The following is a 16279-nucleotide window of genomic DNA, read 5'->3' on the forward strand; positions in this document are numbered from 1 at the left end:
AGCGGTGATCACCCAGAGCCCTCATCACCAACGCGGCGACCTCCGTCGCCCACGCTCTGGAGGAGATCACCCATGACCGTTCACGACGTCCGCACCCTTCTCACCACGTTGGCCCTCGGCCTCGCCTTCGCCGCGAGCGCCCGCGCCGACACCATCGTCATCGACGACAGCACCGCCGGCACCGTCATCGACGGCATCCTCGACGGCTTCCCCTTCCCGCCCCCGGGCCTGGCGCCCGACGGCATCGGCGATTTCGCCGGCAACGCCATGGCGGTCGCGCTACAGCCCGGCGTGACCGAGGAGCGCGGCATCGTCGAGCTGCCGCTGGCGCCGCTCGCGGGTCTCGCCTCGTCCGACATCGCCACCGCGACACTGACGTTCAACATCGACGACGTCATCGGCACCTTCGGGCCGGGAACGACCTTCAGCGGCGTCGCCGCGTCGACCATCGTGCTGTTCCGCTACGCTGGCAACGGCGTGATCGACCTCGCCGATTTCGGCAACGTCGCCGGCGCGCCGCTGGCGGTGGTCGACACCACCTCGCACGGCGTCATCACCGACGCCACGCTGGCGGTCACCGGACCGCTGTTCTTCCACGTCGACGTCACGGCCGCGCTCCGCGCCCTGCTCGACGGTCACGCCACCCACATGGGCATCGTCTTCACCACCACCGACGCCGGCACCGCGACGTCGATCGACAACCTCGGCTTCAGCGGCGCCGGACCCGCCGGCGTCAACGGCTCGCGCATGCCGTACCTGACCGTCGCCACCGTGGCGAGCGAGCCGCCGACGTACGACAAATTGCAGCTCGGCTGTCAGGCGGCGATCAGCAAGGGCGGCGCGAAGCTGACCAGGACGCTGCACGGCGCACTGGTGACGTGTCTCAACGGCGCGCTCAGGGCCGCTGCCGAGGGCGGCGCCTTCGGCGCCATCAGCGCCAAGTGCGCCGCCGCGCTGGCGCCCGCCGATCCGGGCTCGAAGGTCGGCAAGGCGATCGCCCAGCTCACCGCCGCGATCGCCAAGAAGTGCGCCGGGCTGCTTCCCATCGACCTCGGCACGCCGTGCTCGCCCAGCGCCGCCAGCTTCGCCGACGTCGCGAGCTGTATCGCCGGCCAACACCGCGCCCAGGTCTCCACTGCGGTGGCCGCGGAATACGCCACCGCGTGCGCAGTGATCACCGCCGTCGGGCTCGACGGCACCTATCCGGCGCTGTGTGGCAACTGAGCGCCTGAACCGAACACGCGACCGGCCGGTGGTCACGCCGCGCCGCGGTCTCCGCGGCGCGGCCCCCGGATCCGCCGGCCGGCCGCGTGCACTGCCTGCCGGAGCATCGACATGCGCAACCGCCTTTCCGCCCTGATCGCCGTCCTGCTGGCGCTCGCCACCCCTCCCGCCGGCGCCGACGAGGTCGTCGTCGGTGTCGAACAGGGCGCCGCGTTCGACTCCATCGTCGACGGCTTCCCCATGCTGGCGCTGTTCGACGGCGTGCCGGACTTCCCCACCGGCTACAACACACTGGCCATCGGCCTGCAGCTCGGCATCACCGAAGTGCGCGGCATCGGTGAGTTTCCGATCGCCGCCCTGCCGGCGAACGCCGTCGCCGGCCTGCGCTCGGCGACGCTGGTATTCAACATCGACGACGTCATCGGCACCTTCGGCCCCGGGACCAGCTTCCGCGGCACCGCCAGCCAGCGCATGCTCATTCACCTCTACGCCGGCGACGGCGTGGTGACGATCGCCGATCACCTGGAGATCGGCCGGCCGGCGCACATCGTCGAACCCAAGGGCCGCATCACCGACCAGACGCTGGCCCAGACCGGCCCGCTGGTCTTCGAGGTCGACGTCACGGGGGACGTGCTCGCCATCCTCGCCGCCGCCCCCGTCGCCGTCGGCGTCGTCTTCCGCACCACCGACTCGCCGAGCGCCACGTCGCTCGACAATCTCGGCGACCACGGCGCCGGCCCACCGGGGGTCAACGGCTCGTTTCTGCCGTACCTCCGCGTCGACCTCGACCCCGAGGTCGCGGGCACGCCGACGCCGACCACCACCGCCATGCCCGCCACGCCCACGCCAATCGCCTCCGCGGCGCCGAGCGCGCCGAGCACCTGTGCCGGTGACTGCAACGGCGACGGAGTGGTGACGATCGACGAAATCGTGCTCGGCGTCGCCATGGGTCTGGGCGGCGGTGGCGACTGCGCCGCCCTCGACGCCGACGGCGACGGACGGGTCGCGATCGACGAGCTGGTACGCGCCGTCAATGCGGCGTTGGGCGGCTGCTGAGTCGATCGGTGCCATGCTCGTGCTCGCCCCCGTGGCGCGCCACGCCGCGGGGGCGGCCGTGATCGGATTCGTCGCCATGCTCTGCGCCCCCGCGCTCACACCGAGCCGCGCCCAGGAGACGGCGCCGCCGCCCGAAGCGGCAGCGGAGCCGGTGCACGCCCTCGACGACATCGTCGTCACCGGCACGCGCACCGAATACTCGGTCGACGAGGCGCCGGTGCCCGTGCAGGTGATCTCGCGCCAGGAGATCGAAGCGGTGTCGGCGCGCGACATCGCGCAGGCGCTCAACCGCATCCCCGGCATCTACGTCCGCCAGAACGAGCAGTTCGGCCTCGGCGCCAGCACCGTGCGGATGCAGGGCACGAACGCCAACCAGGTGGCGGTGCTGCGCAACGGCCGCCGCTTCCGCGGCGGCGTCAACGGCGTCGTCGACCTGCGCGACATCGCCGTCGAGGACGTCGAACGTATCGAGGTCATCCGCGGCCCGGCGTCGAGCATCTACGGCAGCGACGCGATGGGCGGCGTGATCAACATCGTCACCCGCGAGGGCAGCACGGAGCCGCACGCGTCGCTGACCACCGCCGCCGGCACCGCCGACAGCCTGCTGGTGGAAGCCAGCCACGGCTGGCGCCTGGGACCGATCGGCTACTTTCTGTCGTACCAGCACAACGAGGTGGCGCTGGCGCAGCTCTACGGAGCGATCAGCCGCCAGTTCGAGGACTCGAACGCCACGCAGGTGCGCAACGACCTCTCGGTGGACCTCGACTACGAACCGGCGACCGGGCATCTCCTCAGCCTCAACGCCGACTACAACCCGATCCGCGAGGGGCCGGACAGCACGCGCGCCAACACCACCATCGGCGGCGACTGGCGCTGGCGCCTGAGCGAGGCCTGGGAACCGACCTTCGGCGCCAGTTGGTACGGCTTCACCCGCGACAACTCACTGCCGGGCTTCGAAGAGGACACCCGGTACAGCGACGTCGTCGCCGAGCCGCGCGTCCTGCGCACCATCGCCAGCGGCCTCTGCGGGGAGTCGCACCTGCTGACCGCCGGCGATCGCTTCCGCTATGAGACGATCGACAGCCGCGGCTTCGGCGTCAGCCCCGACGTCGACCAGTACGCCTGGCTGAACAGCGCCTATCTGCAAGACGAGATCCTGATCGGCGAACGGGTCTCGACCGTGCTCGGGACCAGCATCGACGCCCACCGCCTCTACGGCGCCGACCTGAACCCGCGCCTCAGCGTCGCCTGGCGTCCGACGCGCGACTATCGGCTCACCGGCATCGTCGCCCGCGGCTACCGAGCCCCCAACCTGCTCGAGCTCTACAGCGAGGACATCAACACCCCGTCGCCCGGCTTCGGCTACGCCATCCTCGGCAACCCGAACCTGCAACCGGAAACCGACCTGGCGTGGAATCTCCAGCTCGATTTCCAACCGCTGGTCGGCGTCAGCGGCTTCCTCATCTTCTACCGCCACGACTTCGACGACCTGATCTTCATCAACTCGGTCTGCGGGATCAGCGGCCTGCCGCCCTGCCCGGCCGGCGGCCCGCAGCAGGTCTTCCAGTACCAGAACGCGGCGCGGGCCCTCGCCCAGGGCATCGAGCTGACGGTGTCCACGGACTTCTCGGCGATGCCGTGGTGGCCGCTCACCGCCCATCGCCTGCGGCTCGATCTGAGCTACGGCTATCTCGACTCGCAGTGCGAGAGCGGCTGCCCGCTCGGCAGCGACGGCGACGCGCTGCCGTTCCGTCCGCCCAACCGCTTCCTGCCGGCGCTCAGCTACGAGTACCTGCCGCTCGGCAGCGCGCTGCAGGTCTGGGGCGAGTACGAGGACAACATGTACGCGGCCTTGCCCAACGATCCGCCGACCCTGCCCGGCACGGACGGCAACACGGTCATCGCCGCCCACTGGCTGTGGAGCGTCAAGCTCAGCGCCCAGCTCGACCGCCTGCTCTGGTTCATCGATCAGGACGGCGGCCTCGGCCCGGCACTGCGCTACACCACGGTCTTCCTCGAAGGGCAGAACATCTTCGACAACCGCGTGGAGGCGCCGACGCTCGGGCAGATGGGCGCCGTGGTCAGCCGCCGCGCCTTCCTCGCAGGAGTGCAATTCGAGCTATGAGACCGTCTGCCGTCATTCTCACCCTCTGCGCCGCGCTCGGGACCGGGACCGCCGGCGCCGCCACCGATCCGCCGCAGCGGCTGGTCACCATCGGCGGCGACGTCACCGAGATCGTCTACGCGCTCGGCGCCGGCGACCATGTCGTCGGCGCCGACACCTCCAGCGTCCATCCGCCCGCCACCGCTGCCCTGCCGAAGATCGGCTATCAGCGCCAGCTCTCCGCCGAGGGCGTGCTGGCCCTGCGGCCAACGCTGATCCTCGCCAGCGATCAGGCCGGACCGCCGGCCGCGCTCGACCAGCTCCGCGCTGCTGGCGTGCGGGTCGACGTCATCCCCACCGCCGACAGCGCCGACGGCGCCGCCAACAAGATCGCGCAGGTCGCCGCGCGGCTCGATCGCGCGGCGGAGGGCGAGCGACTGATCGCCGCCATGCGCGGCGCCCTCGCCGCGGCCGAGCGCGAGCGCGCGGTGGCCACGTCGGCGCCGCGCGTGCTCTTCGTCTATGCCCGCGCCGGCAGCCTGGCGGTCGCCGGGCGCGACACCGGGCCTGACGCGATGATCCGCCTCGCCGGCGGCCGCAACGCCGTCGCCGAGATCGAGGGGTTCAAGGCCCTGACCTCCGAGGCGGTGGTGGCGGCAGCGCCGGACGTGCTCCTGATGCTCAGCCGCGGCGTCGACGCCGCCGGCGGCGCCGCCGCCATCTGGACCCAGCCCGGCCTCGCCCAAACCCCCGCCGGCCAGGCGCGCCGGCTCGTGGTCATGGACGACCTGTACCTGCTCGGCTTCGGACCGCGCCTCGGCGACGCCGTGCGCGACCTCGGCCGCCACTTGCACCCGGAGGTCGCGGCCCGATGACCCTGCTGGCGCCGGCGGCCGAGCCCCGCCGCGGGGCGCGGCTGCCGCGCGCCGTACCGCTGGCCGTGCTCGCGGCGCTGGTGCCGCTCGCCGTGCTGGCGGCGCTCGGCATCGGCGCGGTGCCGATCGCCCCGGCCGATCTGCTCGCGCTCGTCGCGGCGCGCGGCGGCTGGGGCACGGCGACGTGGGCCGACGCGTCCCGCCAGGACGCGGTGCTGTTCGCGATCCGCCTGCCGCGGGCGCTGTTCGGCGCCCTCGCCGGCGCGACCCTCGCGGGCGGCGGCGCCGCGGTGCAGGCGCTGTTCCGCAATCCACTCGCCGATCCGGCCCTGATCGGCACCGCCGCCGGCGCCGCGCTCGGCGCGGCGACCGCCGTCGTCGCGCTGACTCCGGCGCCGGCGTGGGCGCCCGACTGGCTGCGCCTGGCGGCGCTGCCGGCGGCGGCCTTCCTCGGCGGCCTCGCCGCCACCGCCGCGGTGTACGGCATCGCCAACCGCGACGGCCGCACGGCGCCGGCGACCCTGCTCCTCGCCGGCATCGCGGTCAACGCGCTCGCCGGCGCCGGCACCGGCCTGCTCGCCTTCGCCGCCAACGATGCCCAGCTCCGTTCCCTCACCTTCTGGACGCTCGGCAGCCTCGGCAGCGTCACCTGGCAGGGGCTCGGCATCGCCGCGCCCCTGCTCGTCGCCTCGCTGCTCGGGCTCCTGGCGTCGGCGCGGCCGCTGAATCTCCTGCTGCTCGGCGAGCGCGAGGCGCGCCATCTCGGCATCGACGTGGAACGCCTGCAGCGCCGCACCGTGCTGCTCATGGCGCTCGGCGTCGGCGCGGCGGTAGCGCTGAGCGGCGTCATCGCCTTCGTCGGCCTGGTCGTGCCGCACCTCGTCCGTCTCGCCGGCGGGCCGGACCATCGCGTGGTGATCCCCGGCTCGATGGCGCTCGGCGCCGCGCTGCTGGTCGGCGCCGACGTCGCGGCGCGCACCGCCGTCGCCCCGGCAGAGCTGCCGCTCGGCGTGGTCACCGCGTTGGTCGGCGCGCCGTTCTTCCTCTTCCTGTTGCGGCGGGCCCGGGTCGAGGAGTGATCGTGCTGAGCGGCCGCGCCCTCACCGTCCGCGCCGGCTCGGCGACGCTGCTGCGCGAGGTCAGCGTCGCCGTCGCCCCCGGCGAGCTGGTCGCCGTGGTCGGTCCCAACGGCGCGGGCAAGTCGACGCTGCTCGAGACGCTCGCCGGCGATCGCCGACCCGCCAGTGGCGTCGTGCGCTGCGAGGATCGTCCGCTCGCCGTCTGGTCGCCGCGCGCCCTGGCACGCGTGCGCGCCGTGGTGTTGCAGCGCAGCGCGTTGACGTTCGCCTTCACGGCGCTCGAGGTCGTGCGGCTGGGCCGCGCCCCGCACCGGGGGCGGGCCGGCGCCGCCGGCGACCGCGCCATCGCCGATGCCGCGCTGCGCGCCGCCGGCGCCGGCGGCCTACGCGACCAGCCCTACCCCACGCTGTCGGGCGGCGAGCGGCAGCGCGTCCACTTCGCGCGCGCACTGGCGCAGATCTGGGAGCGTCCGGCGAGCGGCGGACGCTACCTGCTGCTCGACGAGCCGACCGCGGCCCTCGATCTGTCACATCAGCAGCAGGTGCTGGAACGCGCCCGCGCCTGGGCACGCGACGGCACCGGCGTGCTGGTCGTGTTGCACGATCTCACTCTGGCCGCGGCGCACGCCGATCGCATCATCGTGCTGTCCGGCGGACGGGTGGTGGCGGACGGCCTCGCCCGCGAGGTGTTGTGTCCGCGGCTGATCACGGCGGTGTTCGGGATCGAGGTCGTGATCGCCGAACATCCGGACGGCGCCGCCCCCGTCGTGCTGCCGCGCCGCATGCCGGCGCAGCGATGACCACCGCCTGCGAGACATGGAACGCACCGCCGGGCAACGGCCGCCGCCCAGCGCACGCGCCGGCGATCGCGATCTCGCTGCTGTTGCACCTTGGCCTGCTCGCGCTCTGCATGGCGGTGGCCGTCGCGCCGCCGCCACCGCCGGCGCCGATCCGCGTCACCCTCCTGGGCACCCGCGACGCCGGCGGCGTCGGAGCGAGCGCCGGGCCGCCCGCGGCGGCGCCGCCAGACCCGGCGCCGCTGGTCGCGGCGGCGCCGCCGGCGGCTAGACCGGAGGCGATGAAAGGGAAGTTGACGACCGCCGCGCGCCCCGTCGTTCGGCCGCAGCGACCGGCGCGCGCGGCGACGGCGCAGGCGGCTCCACCGCCGATGACCGCGGGCGCGCCGGCCGGACTGCCGAGCGACGCCGCCGGCGGCGGCAGTGGAGCTGGCAGCGGTCCGGGACATCGGCCGGGCACCGCCGGCGATCCCGCGGGCAACGCCCTCGCCGGCTACCTCGGCCGCCTGCGCGGACGCCTCGAGGCCGTGAAGCGCTATCCGGCGCTGGCGCGGCGGCGCGGCAGCACCGGCACGGCGACGCTGCGAATCGTCATCGACCGCGCCGGCCGCCCCGCCGCGGTCAGCGTCCAGCGCTCCAGCGGCAGCGAGCTGCTCGACGAGGAGGCGACCGCGATGGTCGCGCGCGCCGCGCCGTTCGACCCGCTGCCCGCCGAGCTCGCGGGGGACAGCATCCAGATCACCGTCCCGGTGCGCTTCGACGTCAGCGGCTGATCGGCGACACAGCGGGCCGCCAGGGCGGATGCGTCCCAGTAGCGCACGCTCGGAAGCGATCCTCGCGATCCTCGGCCAGCGCCCGCGACACGGAGGTTCTCGCCCGCGGCAGGCGCCGGCTGAGAAAGGCCCGTGGCAGCGCAGCCAGAGGGGAACGGACGAGCCCAGAGACCACCAGCGCCTCCAGCTCGGCGTCGTCCGCCTCGACGCGCGTCAGGCGCGCCACGGGACGGCCGCGATCGAGAATGGTGACGCTCTCGCCACGCGCCACGACCCGCAGGTAGTGGCTGAGGCGACTCTTCATATCCGTCACCGGCGCCGCCTTCATGTGGTCCGACTGGCTCGTTCGATCGAGCCCCGTCAAAGCCACGGAGCTGCCCCTGCTTCGTCCCTCCGGCGCGGCCGGCGCAGCGCTCGTCAGGCGGCCAGGGCGGCGCCGAGGGCGGCGATCAGCTCGTCGATGCGGACGGTGCCGTCGCCGTCGCGATCGGCGGCGGGGCACGCGGCCAGCGGCGCCGATTCGAGGGCGATGCCGACGGCGCGCACCAGCTCGTCGACCGACACCGTGCCGTCGCCGTCGCAGTCGCCGGCGAGCGCAGGAGAGGTCGTCACCGTCGGCGTCGGCGCGATCGGCGGCGTCTCGGTCGGCGTCGCCGCAGGCGCCAGGTTCTCGTCGCCGAAGACGAAGTCGACGTCGGCGCGGGTGGAGCGCCCGTTCAGGGGATCGCCGGGGGCGCCGGAGCGGCCCTCGAAGATGACGTAGGGCTCGTCGGCATCGCGGCGCTCGTTGACGCGCAGGTCGACGAAGGCGATCAGGTAGTAGTCGCGGTCGCCGAGGTTGCTGAGGTCGTAGGCGACGTCGTTGCGCGAATACAGCAGACAGCCGAGGCGGTTGCCGAGATCGGGCCGCGTGTACACGCAGACGCAGAGCGGCCGCCGGGAGCTGATCGGCCCCAGCGCGCCCGAGTAGGCGATGCGGCCGCTGAAGGCGCGCGCCGGAGCGGCGAGGCCGATGACGGCCAGCAGGCCGACGCCGAGGGCGCCGGTGCACGACGCGAGGTGGCGCATCGGGCGCGAGAGACGCATCCTCCGCCGCTATCACCCGGTTCCGGGGAAGAGAAGCGGCGACCCTTGAGCCGCCCCCGGCGCGGCGCTACAGGCGGCGCGGACGGCTGCGACGCCCGCGCCGGCGGGAGGAGGAACGCATGAACGTGCTGCACGGACGGACGGCGCTGGTCACCGGCGCCTCGAGCGGGCTCGGCCTCGACTTCGCCACCATTCTCGCCGAGCGCGGCTGCCACCTGGTCCTGGTGGCGCGGCGCGAGGACCGCCTGCGCGCCCTGGCGGACCAGTTGATCGCCACGCACGGCGTGCGCGTCGACGTCATCGCCATGAGCCTGTCGCCGCTCGGCGCCGCGCAGGCGCTGTACGATCGGCTGCGCGACATGGACCGCACCGTCGACGTGCTGATCAACAACGCCGGCTTCGGGGTCTGGGGACCGTTCGCCGAGGTGCTCTGGGAGCGCGAGGAGGAGATGCTGCGCCTCGACATCATCGCCCTCGTCCATCTCACCAAGCTGTTCGTGCGCGACATGCTGCGGCGCGACAGCGGATGGATCCTGCAGGTCTCGTCGATCGGCGCCTACCAGCCGTCGCCGACCTACGCCACCTACTCCGCCGCCAAGGCGTTCGTGCTGAGCTTCGGCGAAGCGCTCAGCTACGAGCTGCGCCGCAGCAACGTGAAGGTGTCGGTGCTGTCGCCCGGCGTCACCGAGACCGAGTTCCTCGCGGTCGCCGGCCAAGCGCGCACGCTCTACCAGCGCCTGTCGATGATGCCGAGCCGCCCGGTGGCCGAGATCGGCATCACGGCGATGCTGCGCGGCACGCCGAGCAAGGTGGCCGGCGCCATGAACGCCGTCGCGGCGTGGAGCCTGCGTTTCATGCCCCGCCGCTGGCAGGCGGCGATGGCCAACGTGGCGATGCGGATGGGCCAGGCCCGCGGCTGAGCCACACCCGACCGAAGCGCTCGGCGCGCGGTCGGCGGCCACGCGCGGCTCCATACCAGCGCTCGGACGCGGCGCGGACCGGTAGACGCCTCCCGACGCCACTGCGGAAGGCGGGCAGGAGTCGGTTCCAGTCGTCGAACGTCCAACGCTCTCCTCGGCACCGAGAGACTGGGGAGACTGCGGCGCATACGCGCGACACCAGCGAACGCTGGCCACGCCGATGCAGCGGCTGGCTTCAGCCCGCAGGGCTGGCTCGATGAGCGATGTTTCCGATTCAGATTATCATGATAATTTGAAGTGCATGTTCAAGAGATCCCTCCAGCTTCCAGCGCCGGGAAGGGAGACGTTCTTCCTCTGGGGCCCGCGCCAGGCGGGCAAGACCACGCGGCTGCGCGAGGTCTATCCCGAGGCGATGTGGATCGATCTCCTGCGCGCAGAGGACTATCGCCGCTATCTGCAGAACCCGGAGCGCCGGCGCGAGGAACTGCGTCAGCGGCCGGTCGCGCAGGTCGTCATCGACGAGGTACAGAAGGTGCGGCAGTTGCTGGATGAGGTGCACGGCCTCCTCGCGCAGCACGGGGTGCAGTTCGCGCGTGCGGATCGAGCGCGCGCAAGGTGCGCCGCGGCGCCGCCAACCTCCTCGGCGGGCGGGCGGTGCGGCACGAATTGTTCGGCTTGACGGCGGCAGAAATCGGCGCCGGCGTCGACCTGCCGCGGCTCGTGAATCACGGCTACCTGCCCCGCCACTATCTGGCGCAGCGTCCGCAGCCGCTTCTGAACGCCTACGTCGCCGACTACCTGAAGGAAGAGGTCGCCGCCGAGGGTCTGGTGCGCCGCCTGCCGACGTTCTCCGCGTTCCTCAACATCGCGGCGCTGTCGGATACGGAGCTGGTCAACTTCTCCTGCCCGCAGCGGAGCTCTGTCACCGCCTGGCGGCCGGAGACCTGTTCTGAACCGCGGACGCCTGCGCGCGCTCGCGCTGGCGGGGGCGGCTTCGACCCGATCTGGTCGCTGCCCAAGCCGGGGCAGAAGCCGCACCCGCTGATCATCCTCGGCAGCGCCTCGCGCAAGAGCCTCGACCGGGTGGTCGCGTATTGCGACGGCTGGGTGCCGATCGGCCTGGCGATGCGCGACCTGCCGCGCGCCATCGCCGCCCTGCGCGACAGGGCGACCGCGGCGGGGCGCGATCCCGCCACGATCGAGCTCTCCCTCTTCTGGGCGCCGGGCGACGGCGATCAGTTGCGCCGCTACCGCGACATGGGCATCGCGCGCGCCATCCTCGCCGTCCCGCCGGCGGCGCCCGACGCGGTGCTGGCGATGCTCGACGGCTGGGCCCCGCTGGTCGCCGAGCTGGCCGCCGCTGGACGATCCTCAGCCGGCGTCCTGCAGCTCGACGTACACGCCCGGCCGGCCGGTGGCGCGGGCGCCCTTGTCCGGCGCCCAGGGCGCCAGCAGCAGGCGCTTCGGCGGCAGGCCGCCGCCGAGGAAGGCATCGCGCGCCGCCGCGTTGCGCTCGCGGGCGAGGGCCGCGGCGCCGGCGGCGCTGACCGCGGCGACATCGCCATCGGTGAGCTGCGGCAGGAGCACCAGCAGCAGCCCCGGATGCGCCTGCACGATGCGGGCGATCTCGGCGACGCGCGTCCGCCCGGCGGCGTCGAGCGTGGCGCTGCCGGCCGCGAAGGGGATCGGATCCACGGCGAAGGCGTGCGGCGCCCCGCCGGTGCCGAAGAGGCTGCCGAGCACGCGCAGCGGGCTGGTGAGCGCCGCAACCAGCGCCTTGCGCACCGCCTGCCACAGCACCGATCCGACCGCTACGTCGCCCGAGGTGGTGTCGATCGAGAACGGCAGCCGCAGGTCGATCCGGCCGCCGACGTCGGCGATCAGACTGAGGGCGATCGGCAGCGGCACGCCGCTCTGCTCGAGGATGACGTCGGTGCCGGTCTGCAGCACGTCCACGCCCTTCAGCACCACGTCGGCGGCGGACACCAGGAGCGGGGGTCTGGGATGCGCCGTCGCCACCGTCGAGAGACGGCCGGCGGTGATCCGGTAGCCGAGCCGCGGCGCGATGTAGGGGTTGAGCGAGTCGAGCAGGACGTCGGTGACCTCGACCCGGCCGCCCAGCCCCTCGTCGCCGAGCGTGCCGGCGATCACCACCGGGCTGAGCTCGTCGCGCTTGCCGGCGAGGGTGAAGCGCTCGACGGTGCCCGACGGCATGGCGATCTGCTCGGCGCTGGCGGCGATGTCGGTGAGACTCGTCCAGAACGGCGGCGCCAGCGTCTCGTCGACGAATTCGAGCTTGCCGGATTCCACCGTCATGCGCGCGATCCGCAGCGTCGCCGGCGTCGCGCCGGCGCTGGCGGAGCCGGCGCCGCCGACGCCGAGCAGCGAGTAGGGAAAGGTGCCGGCGTCGCTGCGCACCACCATCGCATAGGGGTAGCGCAGCGCCGCCGCGCTGACGTCGATCGTGGTCGGATCGCCCGGGACCCAGGCGAACGCGGCGCTGGCGGTGGCGACCGCCAGGACCTCGGTGGGCCGCGACGGATCGGGCGGCAGGGTATGGACGTCGGCGGCCTGCAGGTCGCCGCTGACGCTGCGCAGCCCATCGTCATAGGCGATCTGCGCCGTGCCGCTGACCGCGCCGCGCGCGAGTTGCAGCGGCAGGTCGAGCAGCCGCGTCCAGGGCGGCGCGGGCAGCGCGTCGACGCGCAGCGTCAGATCGGCGCGCAACGGATCGATCCGCACCCGGCCCTCGACCGCGAGCGTGCCGCCGCCGGCGACGCTGGCGGCGAGCGACAACGGCACCGCCGCCTCGCGCAGGCCGTCCCAGCGCAGGCGTTGGAGGCGCAGCGCGGTGCTGGCATCGCCGCGGCGGAGGCGCACCTCGCCGCCGCGGACGCTGACCGGTCCGCTGCGCACCGACCACGCCGCCGCCGCCGGGCCCGCGGCGGCGGGCGGTCCGGCCGCGGCGAGGTCGAGAGCGAGCACCGGATCGCGGACGCTGACGGCGCCGAGATCGATCCGACGGCCAGCGAGATCGATCCGCGCCGCCGGCACCTCGACCCGCGCCGCGCGCAGCGTCGCGCCGTACGCGGTGTCGAGCGCGACCTCGCCGACCCGCAGGTCGAGCTGCACCTCGGCGCGTCCGGGGGGATCGCCGATCGCCAGCGTGGCGGTCGCGTCGGCGGTGCCGCCGAGCGAGCGGATCGCCGCCGGCAGCGGCAGCGCCGCGGAACGGAGCGCCAGGTGCTGCACCCGCAGCGAGCCGCTGACGCGCTTGCCGTCGGCATCGAGATGGATCTCGACCGTGCCGCCGAGCGGCGCCCCGTCGACGGTGCCGTCGATCTCGCCCTTCAACGCCAGGGTCCCGCCGCTGCCGAGCGCGAGGTCGCTGGCGGCGGCGCGGGTGACCACCAGCGCCACCTGCGCGGCGCCGCGCGGCGGGTGCAGAGTGAGCGCCGCGTCGCTGATGACGAGCTCGCGCACCGAGACCGCGACCGGCAGCGCCGGCGGCCGCGCCGCCGCGCCGCCCTCGTCGCCGCCCAGCACATCGTCCAGCGCCACGTCGCCGCTCGGCGCCTCGACGGCGATGCGCCGCAGGACGACGTGCCGCCAGTCGCTGGCGCGCGCCGCGGCGACGACGGTCACCCGGCGCACCGACACCACCTCGGGCGGCGCGCCGATGCGGACGTCGTCGGCGACGACGGCGAGACCGGCGAGGTCCCAGCGCAGCGCCGCGATCGACACCGGCCGGCGCAGGGCGACGCTCAACGCCCCGGCGACCAGCGGCCGCGCCAGCCACGGCAGCAGGGCGACCAGGAGGAGCAGCAGCAGGACACCCGCCAGGCCGGCCAGCAACAGCCGCCGCATCCACCGGCCACCACGTCCCTGCGGAGCGCTCACCGGCGGCAGTGTAGCACCGCCGTCGCGCCGGTCACGGCGCCGGTCGCTCCGGCCTGAACGGACGCTCGATGCGCGGCGGCCGCTCCGGGATCGGCGGCCGCTCTGGCACTGGCGGCCGCTCCGGCAGCGGCGGGCGCTCGATCGGCGGGCGGTCCGGCAGATCGGGACGCGCCGGCCGCTGCGGCCGATCGGGTCGCATCACCGCCTCGGGGCGCGCGCCGTCCGGGGGCCCGGGGCGCGGCTCGTCGCGCCCCGGGCCGACCGCCGGTGGGCGACCGCGATCGGGCGGTGGCTGGCGCGGCGGACGCGCCGCCGACCCGTCGCCGATCGATTGCGGACGCGGCGGCAGCGGCGGCGCGACGTCGAGCCGCTGCACGACCGCGCGCCCACCGTCGATCACCGCCTCGACCCGCACCCGCTCGGCCCCGGTCGCGGCCGGCAGCATCTCGGCGGCGGCACCCGCCGGCACCTCGAGCACGTAGCATCCGACGCGCAACTGATCGCCCGCCGCGATGCTGGCGAAACCCTCGATCTCGAGTCGGCCGACGCGGCCGGCGAACGGCAGCGCCGGAAGGCGATCGAGCCGCTCGGCGATCAGTTGGCGGCCGTCCCAGCGGCCGCTGGCGCGCACCTCCTCGCCGCTCGCCAGCGCGCCGCCGTCGCTGACGCGCACCGGCGTGCCGCTGATGGCCACGGTGTCGGCGGTCGGATCCGCCGCCGTACCGCTCACCCAGGCGAGCTCCGGCCGGCCGGTGGCGACGCGCGTCGCCGCGATGGCGCCGTCGGCCTGGCGCAGGCCGCTCACCTGCACGACCGCGCCGGGCGCGAAGTCGCTCGCCGCGGCGGCGCCGTCGCCCGCGCCGCGCGTCGCCGCCGACAGGCGGACGGTCTGGCCGATCACTTCGATCTGGTTGCGCGCCGCGTCGACGGCCGTGACCGGGCCGGCGACGAGATGGGTGACGCCGATCCGGCGCGCCGTCAGCTCGTCGCCGCGGCCGCTGGCCACCACCTCGACCACCTGCCCCACCGCCAGCTCGGCGGCCGATGCGGCGCGGCCGTCGATGCGCACCGGGCTGTCGGCGTCGTAGTGGATCTCGACGCCGCCGACGCAGATGCTGGCGAAGCCGGTGATGGTGCCGATGACGCCGGTGTCGGCGGCGGAGATGCCCGTGCCGCCGATGCCATCGTCGTCATCGCCAGCGCGCAGACCGGTGCCACCGATGCCGTCGTCGTCGCCGCCAGCGCGCAGGCCGGTGCCGCCGATGCCGCTCTCGTCGGGCCGCGGACCGCCGCCGTCGGCGCAGCGGTTGTCGGCGTGGGCGCCCGGCGCGCCGCCGGCCAGCACCCACGCGAGAAGGGCGACCGTCAGGGCGCTACTTCGGCTCATCGGACGATTCGTCGGTCGGCGTCTGATCCTCGCGGAAGAGATAGACTCCGAGGTTGAAACGCCACGACGCAGTGGGGCCATGGCCGTCGCGCTGTTGCAACTCCAGCGCCCGCGCGTTGAGCTCCTGCAGCACCTCCATGGCGCGCCGCCGCGCGAGCTCGCTGAGCTCCGCCACCGACTCCGGGGTCAGATGGTTGTAGTTCACGCTGCGATCGAGGAACGGCGGCGGCTCGCCCAGCAGGTTGTGCGCCGCGGCGGCGATGTGGTCGTGAAGATTGCGGCCGAAGAAATACGCCATCGCCTCCGACCCCTGGCGCGGGATGAAGGCCCGCGCCTCGAGGCAGACGCGATCCGCCTCGTCGAGGGTCACCAGGCCGAGGCGCAGCCACTCGTCGAGGACGACGCGCGGCCGGATGTCGGTGTTGAGCGAGCGCACCAGCGATTCGAAGGAATGCTCCTCGCCGGCGGTCGCCAAACGCGCCAGCGGACGCGGCGCGCCCTGCTCGTCGCGATACTCCGGCAACCCGGTCCAGCGCGCGATCAACTGCGTTCCGAGCGAGGCGCCGCGCGGCGGCCGCGCCGTGTCGCGCCGCTGGGCGCGCAGCCGCTTCACGTCCTTGCGATGCACCCCGGTGAGCAACGTGATGCGGCTGTCGGTCTGGCGCTTGCCGGCGACCGGAAACTCGCGCAGCGCGATCTCGACGTAGACGGCCCGCAAGAGGTTCGCGGCCCACGGAAAGGTCAACGAGCGCGCGATCAACAGCCGGACCAGCGGTCGCAGAATGCGCCTGATGCCGGCCACCAGGCCGTCCGACGGCTGATGGGAGATGCCATTTTCCCCTGTGATTTCAGCCACGTGGGAATCCATACCACCTTTTCTTTGCAAACGCCATTTGCGTGGGAAATAATCCCACGAAGTGATCCATCCCTGTCGAAAACGGGTCACCCAGGCACAGGCCGCGGGCGGCGGCAACGACGAGGAGAAAGGAGGGAGACGCCATGCGCGCCGTCCACGCACCGCCCTCATTCGACCGGCGGTGATCACCCGCGGCCGAGCCTGCTCGCTGACCACAATCCA

14 protein-coding genes are annotated in these 16279 nt (G+C 73.9%); 9 read left to right on the forward strand and 5 right to left on the reverse strand.

Features of this window, described 5'->3' with window-relative positions; all coding sequences use genetic code 11:
* The first annotated feature begins 72 nt into the window (after positions 1–72).
* The 7 genes from KF840_18105 to KF840_18135 all read left to right on the forward strand — a co-directional run bounded on the left by KF840_18105 (position 73) and on the right by KF840_18135 (position 7908).
* On the forward strand, positions 73–1224 hold the full coding sequence (locus tag KF840_18105; protein MBX3026825.1) for a hypothetical protein: 1152 nt from the start codon (positions 73–75) through the stop codon (positions 1222–1224).
* A 111-nt stretch (positions 1225–1335) separates the two neighbouring features.
* The gene (locus KF840_18110) at positions 1336–2280 is read left to right on the forward strand and encodes a hypothetical protein (GenBank protein ID MBX3026826.1); all 945 of its coding nucleotides are present in this window, start codon (positions 1336–1338) and stop codon (positions 2278–2280) included.
* A gap of 13 nt (positions 2281–2293) precedes the next feature.
* Positions 2294–4405, forward strand: a complete 2112-nt coding sequence (locus tag KF840_18115) for a TonB-dependent receptor (GenBank protein ID MBX3026827.1) — start codon at positions 2294–2296, stop codon at positions 4403–4405.
* Positions 4402–5259 (forward strand): ABC transporter substrate-binding protein, encoded by an 858-nt coding sequence (locus KF840_18120; GenBank protein MBX3026828.1) that lies wholly within the window; start codon positions 4402–4404, stop codon positions 5257–5259. The genes KF840_18115 and KF840_18120 overlap by 4 nt, the downstream gene beginning before the upstream one ends.
* Positions 5256–6338, forward strand: coding sequence for an iron ABC transporter permease (locus KF840_18125; GenBank protein MBX3026829.1), 1083 nt, complete (start codon positions 5256–5258; stop codon positions 6336–6338). Before KF840_18120 ends, KF840_18125 begins: the two co-directional genes overlap by 4 nt.
* Before the next feature lie 2 nt (positions 6339–6340).
* Positions 6341–7138, forward strand: coding sequence for a heme ABC transporter ATP-binding protein (locus KF840_18130; GenBank protein MBX3026830.1), 798 nt, complete (start codon positions 6341–6343; stop codon positions 7136–7138).
* Positions 7135–7908, forward strand: coding sequence for an energy transducer TonB (locus tag KF840_18135; protein MBX3026831.1), 774 nt, complete (start codon positions 7135–7137; stop codon positions 7906–7908). Before KF840_18130 ends, KF840_18135 begins: the two co-directional genes overlap by 4 nt.
* On the opposite strand, the gene KF840_18140 is transcribed toward KF840_18135, so the two are convergent.
* Together KF840_18140 and KF840_18145 are read right to left on the reverse strand one after the other, a co-directional pair.
* Positions 7898–8236: a type II toxin-antitoxin system prevent-host-death family antitoxin gene (locus KF840_18140; GenBank protein MBX3026832.1), complete on the reverse strand. Its 339-nt coding sequence runs from the start codon at positions 8234–8236 to the stop codon at positions 7898–7900. The two genes, KF840_18135 and KF840_18140, sit on opposite strands and share 11 nt — an antisense overlap.
* A gap of 89 nt (positions 8237–8325) precedes the next feature.
* Positions 8326–8994, reverse strand: a complete 669-nt coding sequence (locus tag KF840_18145) for a hypothetical protein (GenBank protein ID MBX3026833.1) — start codon at positions 8992–8994, stop codon at positions 8326–8328.
* 119 nt (positions 8995–9113) lie between these two features.
* On the opposite strand from KF840_18145, the gene KF840_18150 reads away from it, so the two are divergent.
* Both KF840_18150 and KF840_18155 read left to right on the forward strand, forming a co-directional pair.
* Positions 9114–9914: an SDR family oxidoreductase gene (locus KF840_18150; protein MBX3026834.1), complete on the forward strand. Its 801-nt coding sequence runs from the start codon at positions 9114–9116 to the stop codon at positions 9912–9914.
* 301 nt (positions 9915–10215) lie between these two features.
* On the forward strand, positions 10216–10593 hold the full coding sequence (locus KF840_18155) for an AAA family ATPase (protein MBX3026835.1): 378 nt from the start codon (positions 10216–10218) through the stop codon (positions 10591–10593).
* Positions 10594–11285: 692 nt separating this feature from the next.
* On the opposite strand, the gene KF840_18160 is transcribed toward KF840_18155, so the two are convergent.
* Genes KF840_18160 through KF840_18170 form a run of 3 tightly spaced genes read right to left on the reverse strand, consistent with a single transcriptional unit; the run spans position 11286 to position 16048 of the window.
* Positions 11286–13814: a DUF748 domain-containing protein gene (locus KF840_18160; protein MBX3026836.1), complete on the reverse strand. Its 2529-nt coding sequence runs from the start codon at positions 13812–13814 to the stop codon at positions 11286–11288.
* Between the two features lie 31 nt (positions 13815–13845).
* Positions 13846–15201: a hypothetical protein gene (locus KF840_18165; GenBank protein MBX3026837.1), complete on the reverse strand. Its 1356-nt coding sequence runs from the start codon at positions 15199–15201 to the stop codon at positions 13846–13848.
* Entirely contained in the window at positions 15188–16048 is an 861-nt protein-coding gene (locus tag KF840_18170; protein MBX3026838.1) for a hypothetical protein, read from the reverse strand. Before KF840_18170 ends, KF840_18165 begins: the two co-directional genes overlap by 14 nt.
* Positions 16049–16279: the final 231 nt, after the last annotated feature.

Source organism: bacterium (assembly GCA_019637795.1).
In the GTDB taxonomy this organism is placed as follows: Bacteria; Desulfobacterota; Binatia; order HRBIN30; family CADEER01; genus JAHBUY01.

Coding starts and splice junctions, on each gene's coding strand:
- KF840_18145 (MBX3026833.1), bottom strand. CDS start 8,994: ATGCGTCTCTCGCGCCCGATGCGCCACCTCGCGTCGTGCACCGGCGCC.
- KF840_18165 (MBX3026837.1), bottom strand. CDS start 15,201: ATGAGCCGAAGTAGCGCCCTGACGGTCGCCCTTCTCGCGTGGGTGCTG.
- KF840_18110 (MBX3026826.1), top strand. CDS start 1,336: ATGCGCAACCGCCTTTCCGCCCTGATCGCCGTCCTGCTGGCGCTCGCC.
- KF840_18115 (MBX3026827.1), top strand. CDS start 2,294: ATGCTCGTGCTCGCCCCCGTGGCGCGCCACGCCGCGGGGGCGGCCGTG.
- KF840_18150 (MBX3026834.1), top strand. CDS start 9,114: ATGAACGTGCTGCACGGACGGACGGCGCTGGTCACCGGCGCCTCGAGC.
- KF840_18135 (MBX3026831.1), top strand. CDS start 7,135: ATGACCACCGCCTGCGAGACATGGAACGCACCGCCGGGCAACGGCCGC.
- KF840_18125 (MBX3026829.1), top strand. CDS start 5,256: ATGACCCTGCTGGCGCCGGCGGCCGAGCCCCGCCGCGGGGCGCGGCTG.
- KF840_18155 (MBX3026835.1), top strand. CDS start 10,216: ATGTTCAAGAGATCCCTCCAGCTTCCAGCGCCGGGAAGGGAGACGTTC.
- KF840_18105 (MBX3026825.1), top strand. CDS start 73: ATGACCGTTCACGACGTCCGCACCCTTCTCACCACGTTGGCCCTCGGC.
- KF840_18140 (MBX3026832.1), bottom strand. CDS start 8,236: ATGAAGGCGGCGCCGGTGACGGATATGAAGAGTCGCCTCAGCCACTAC.
- KF840_18120 (MBX3026828.1), top strand. CDS start 4,402: ATGAGACCGTCTGCCGTCATTCTCACCCTCTGCGCCGCGCTCGGGACC.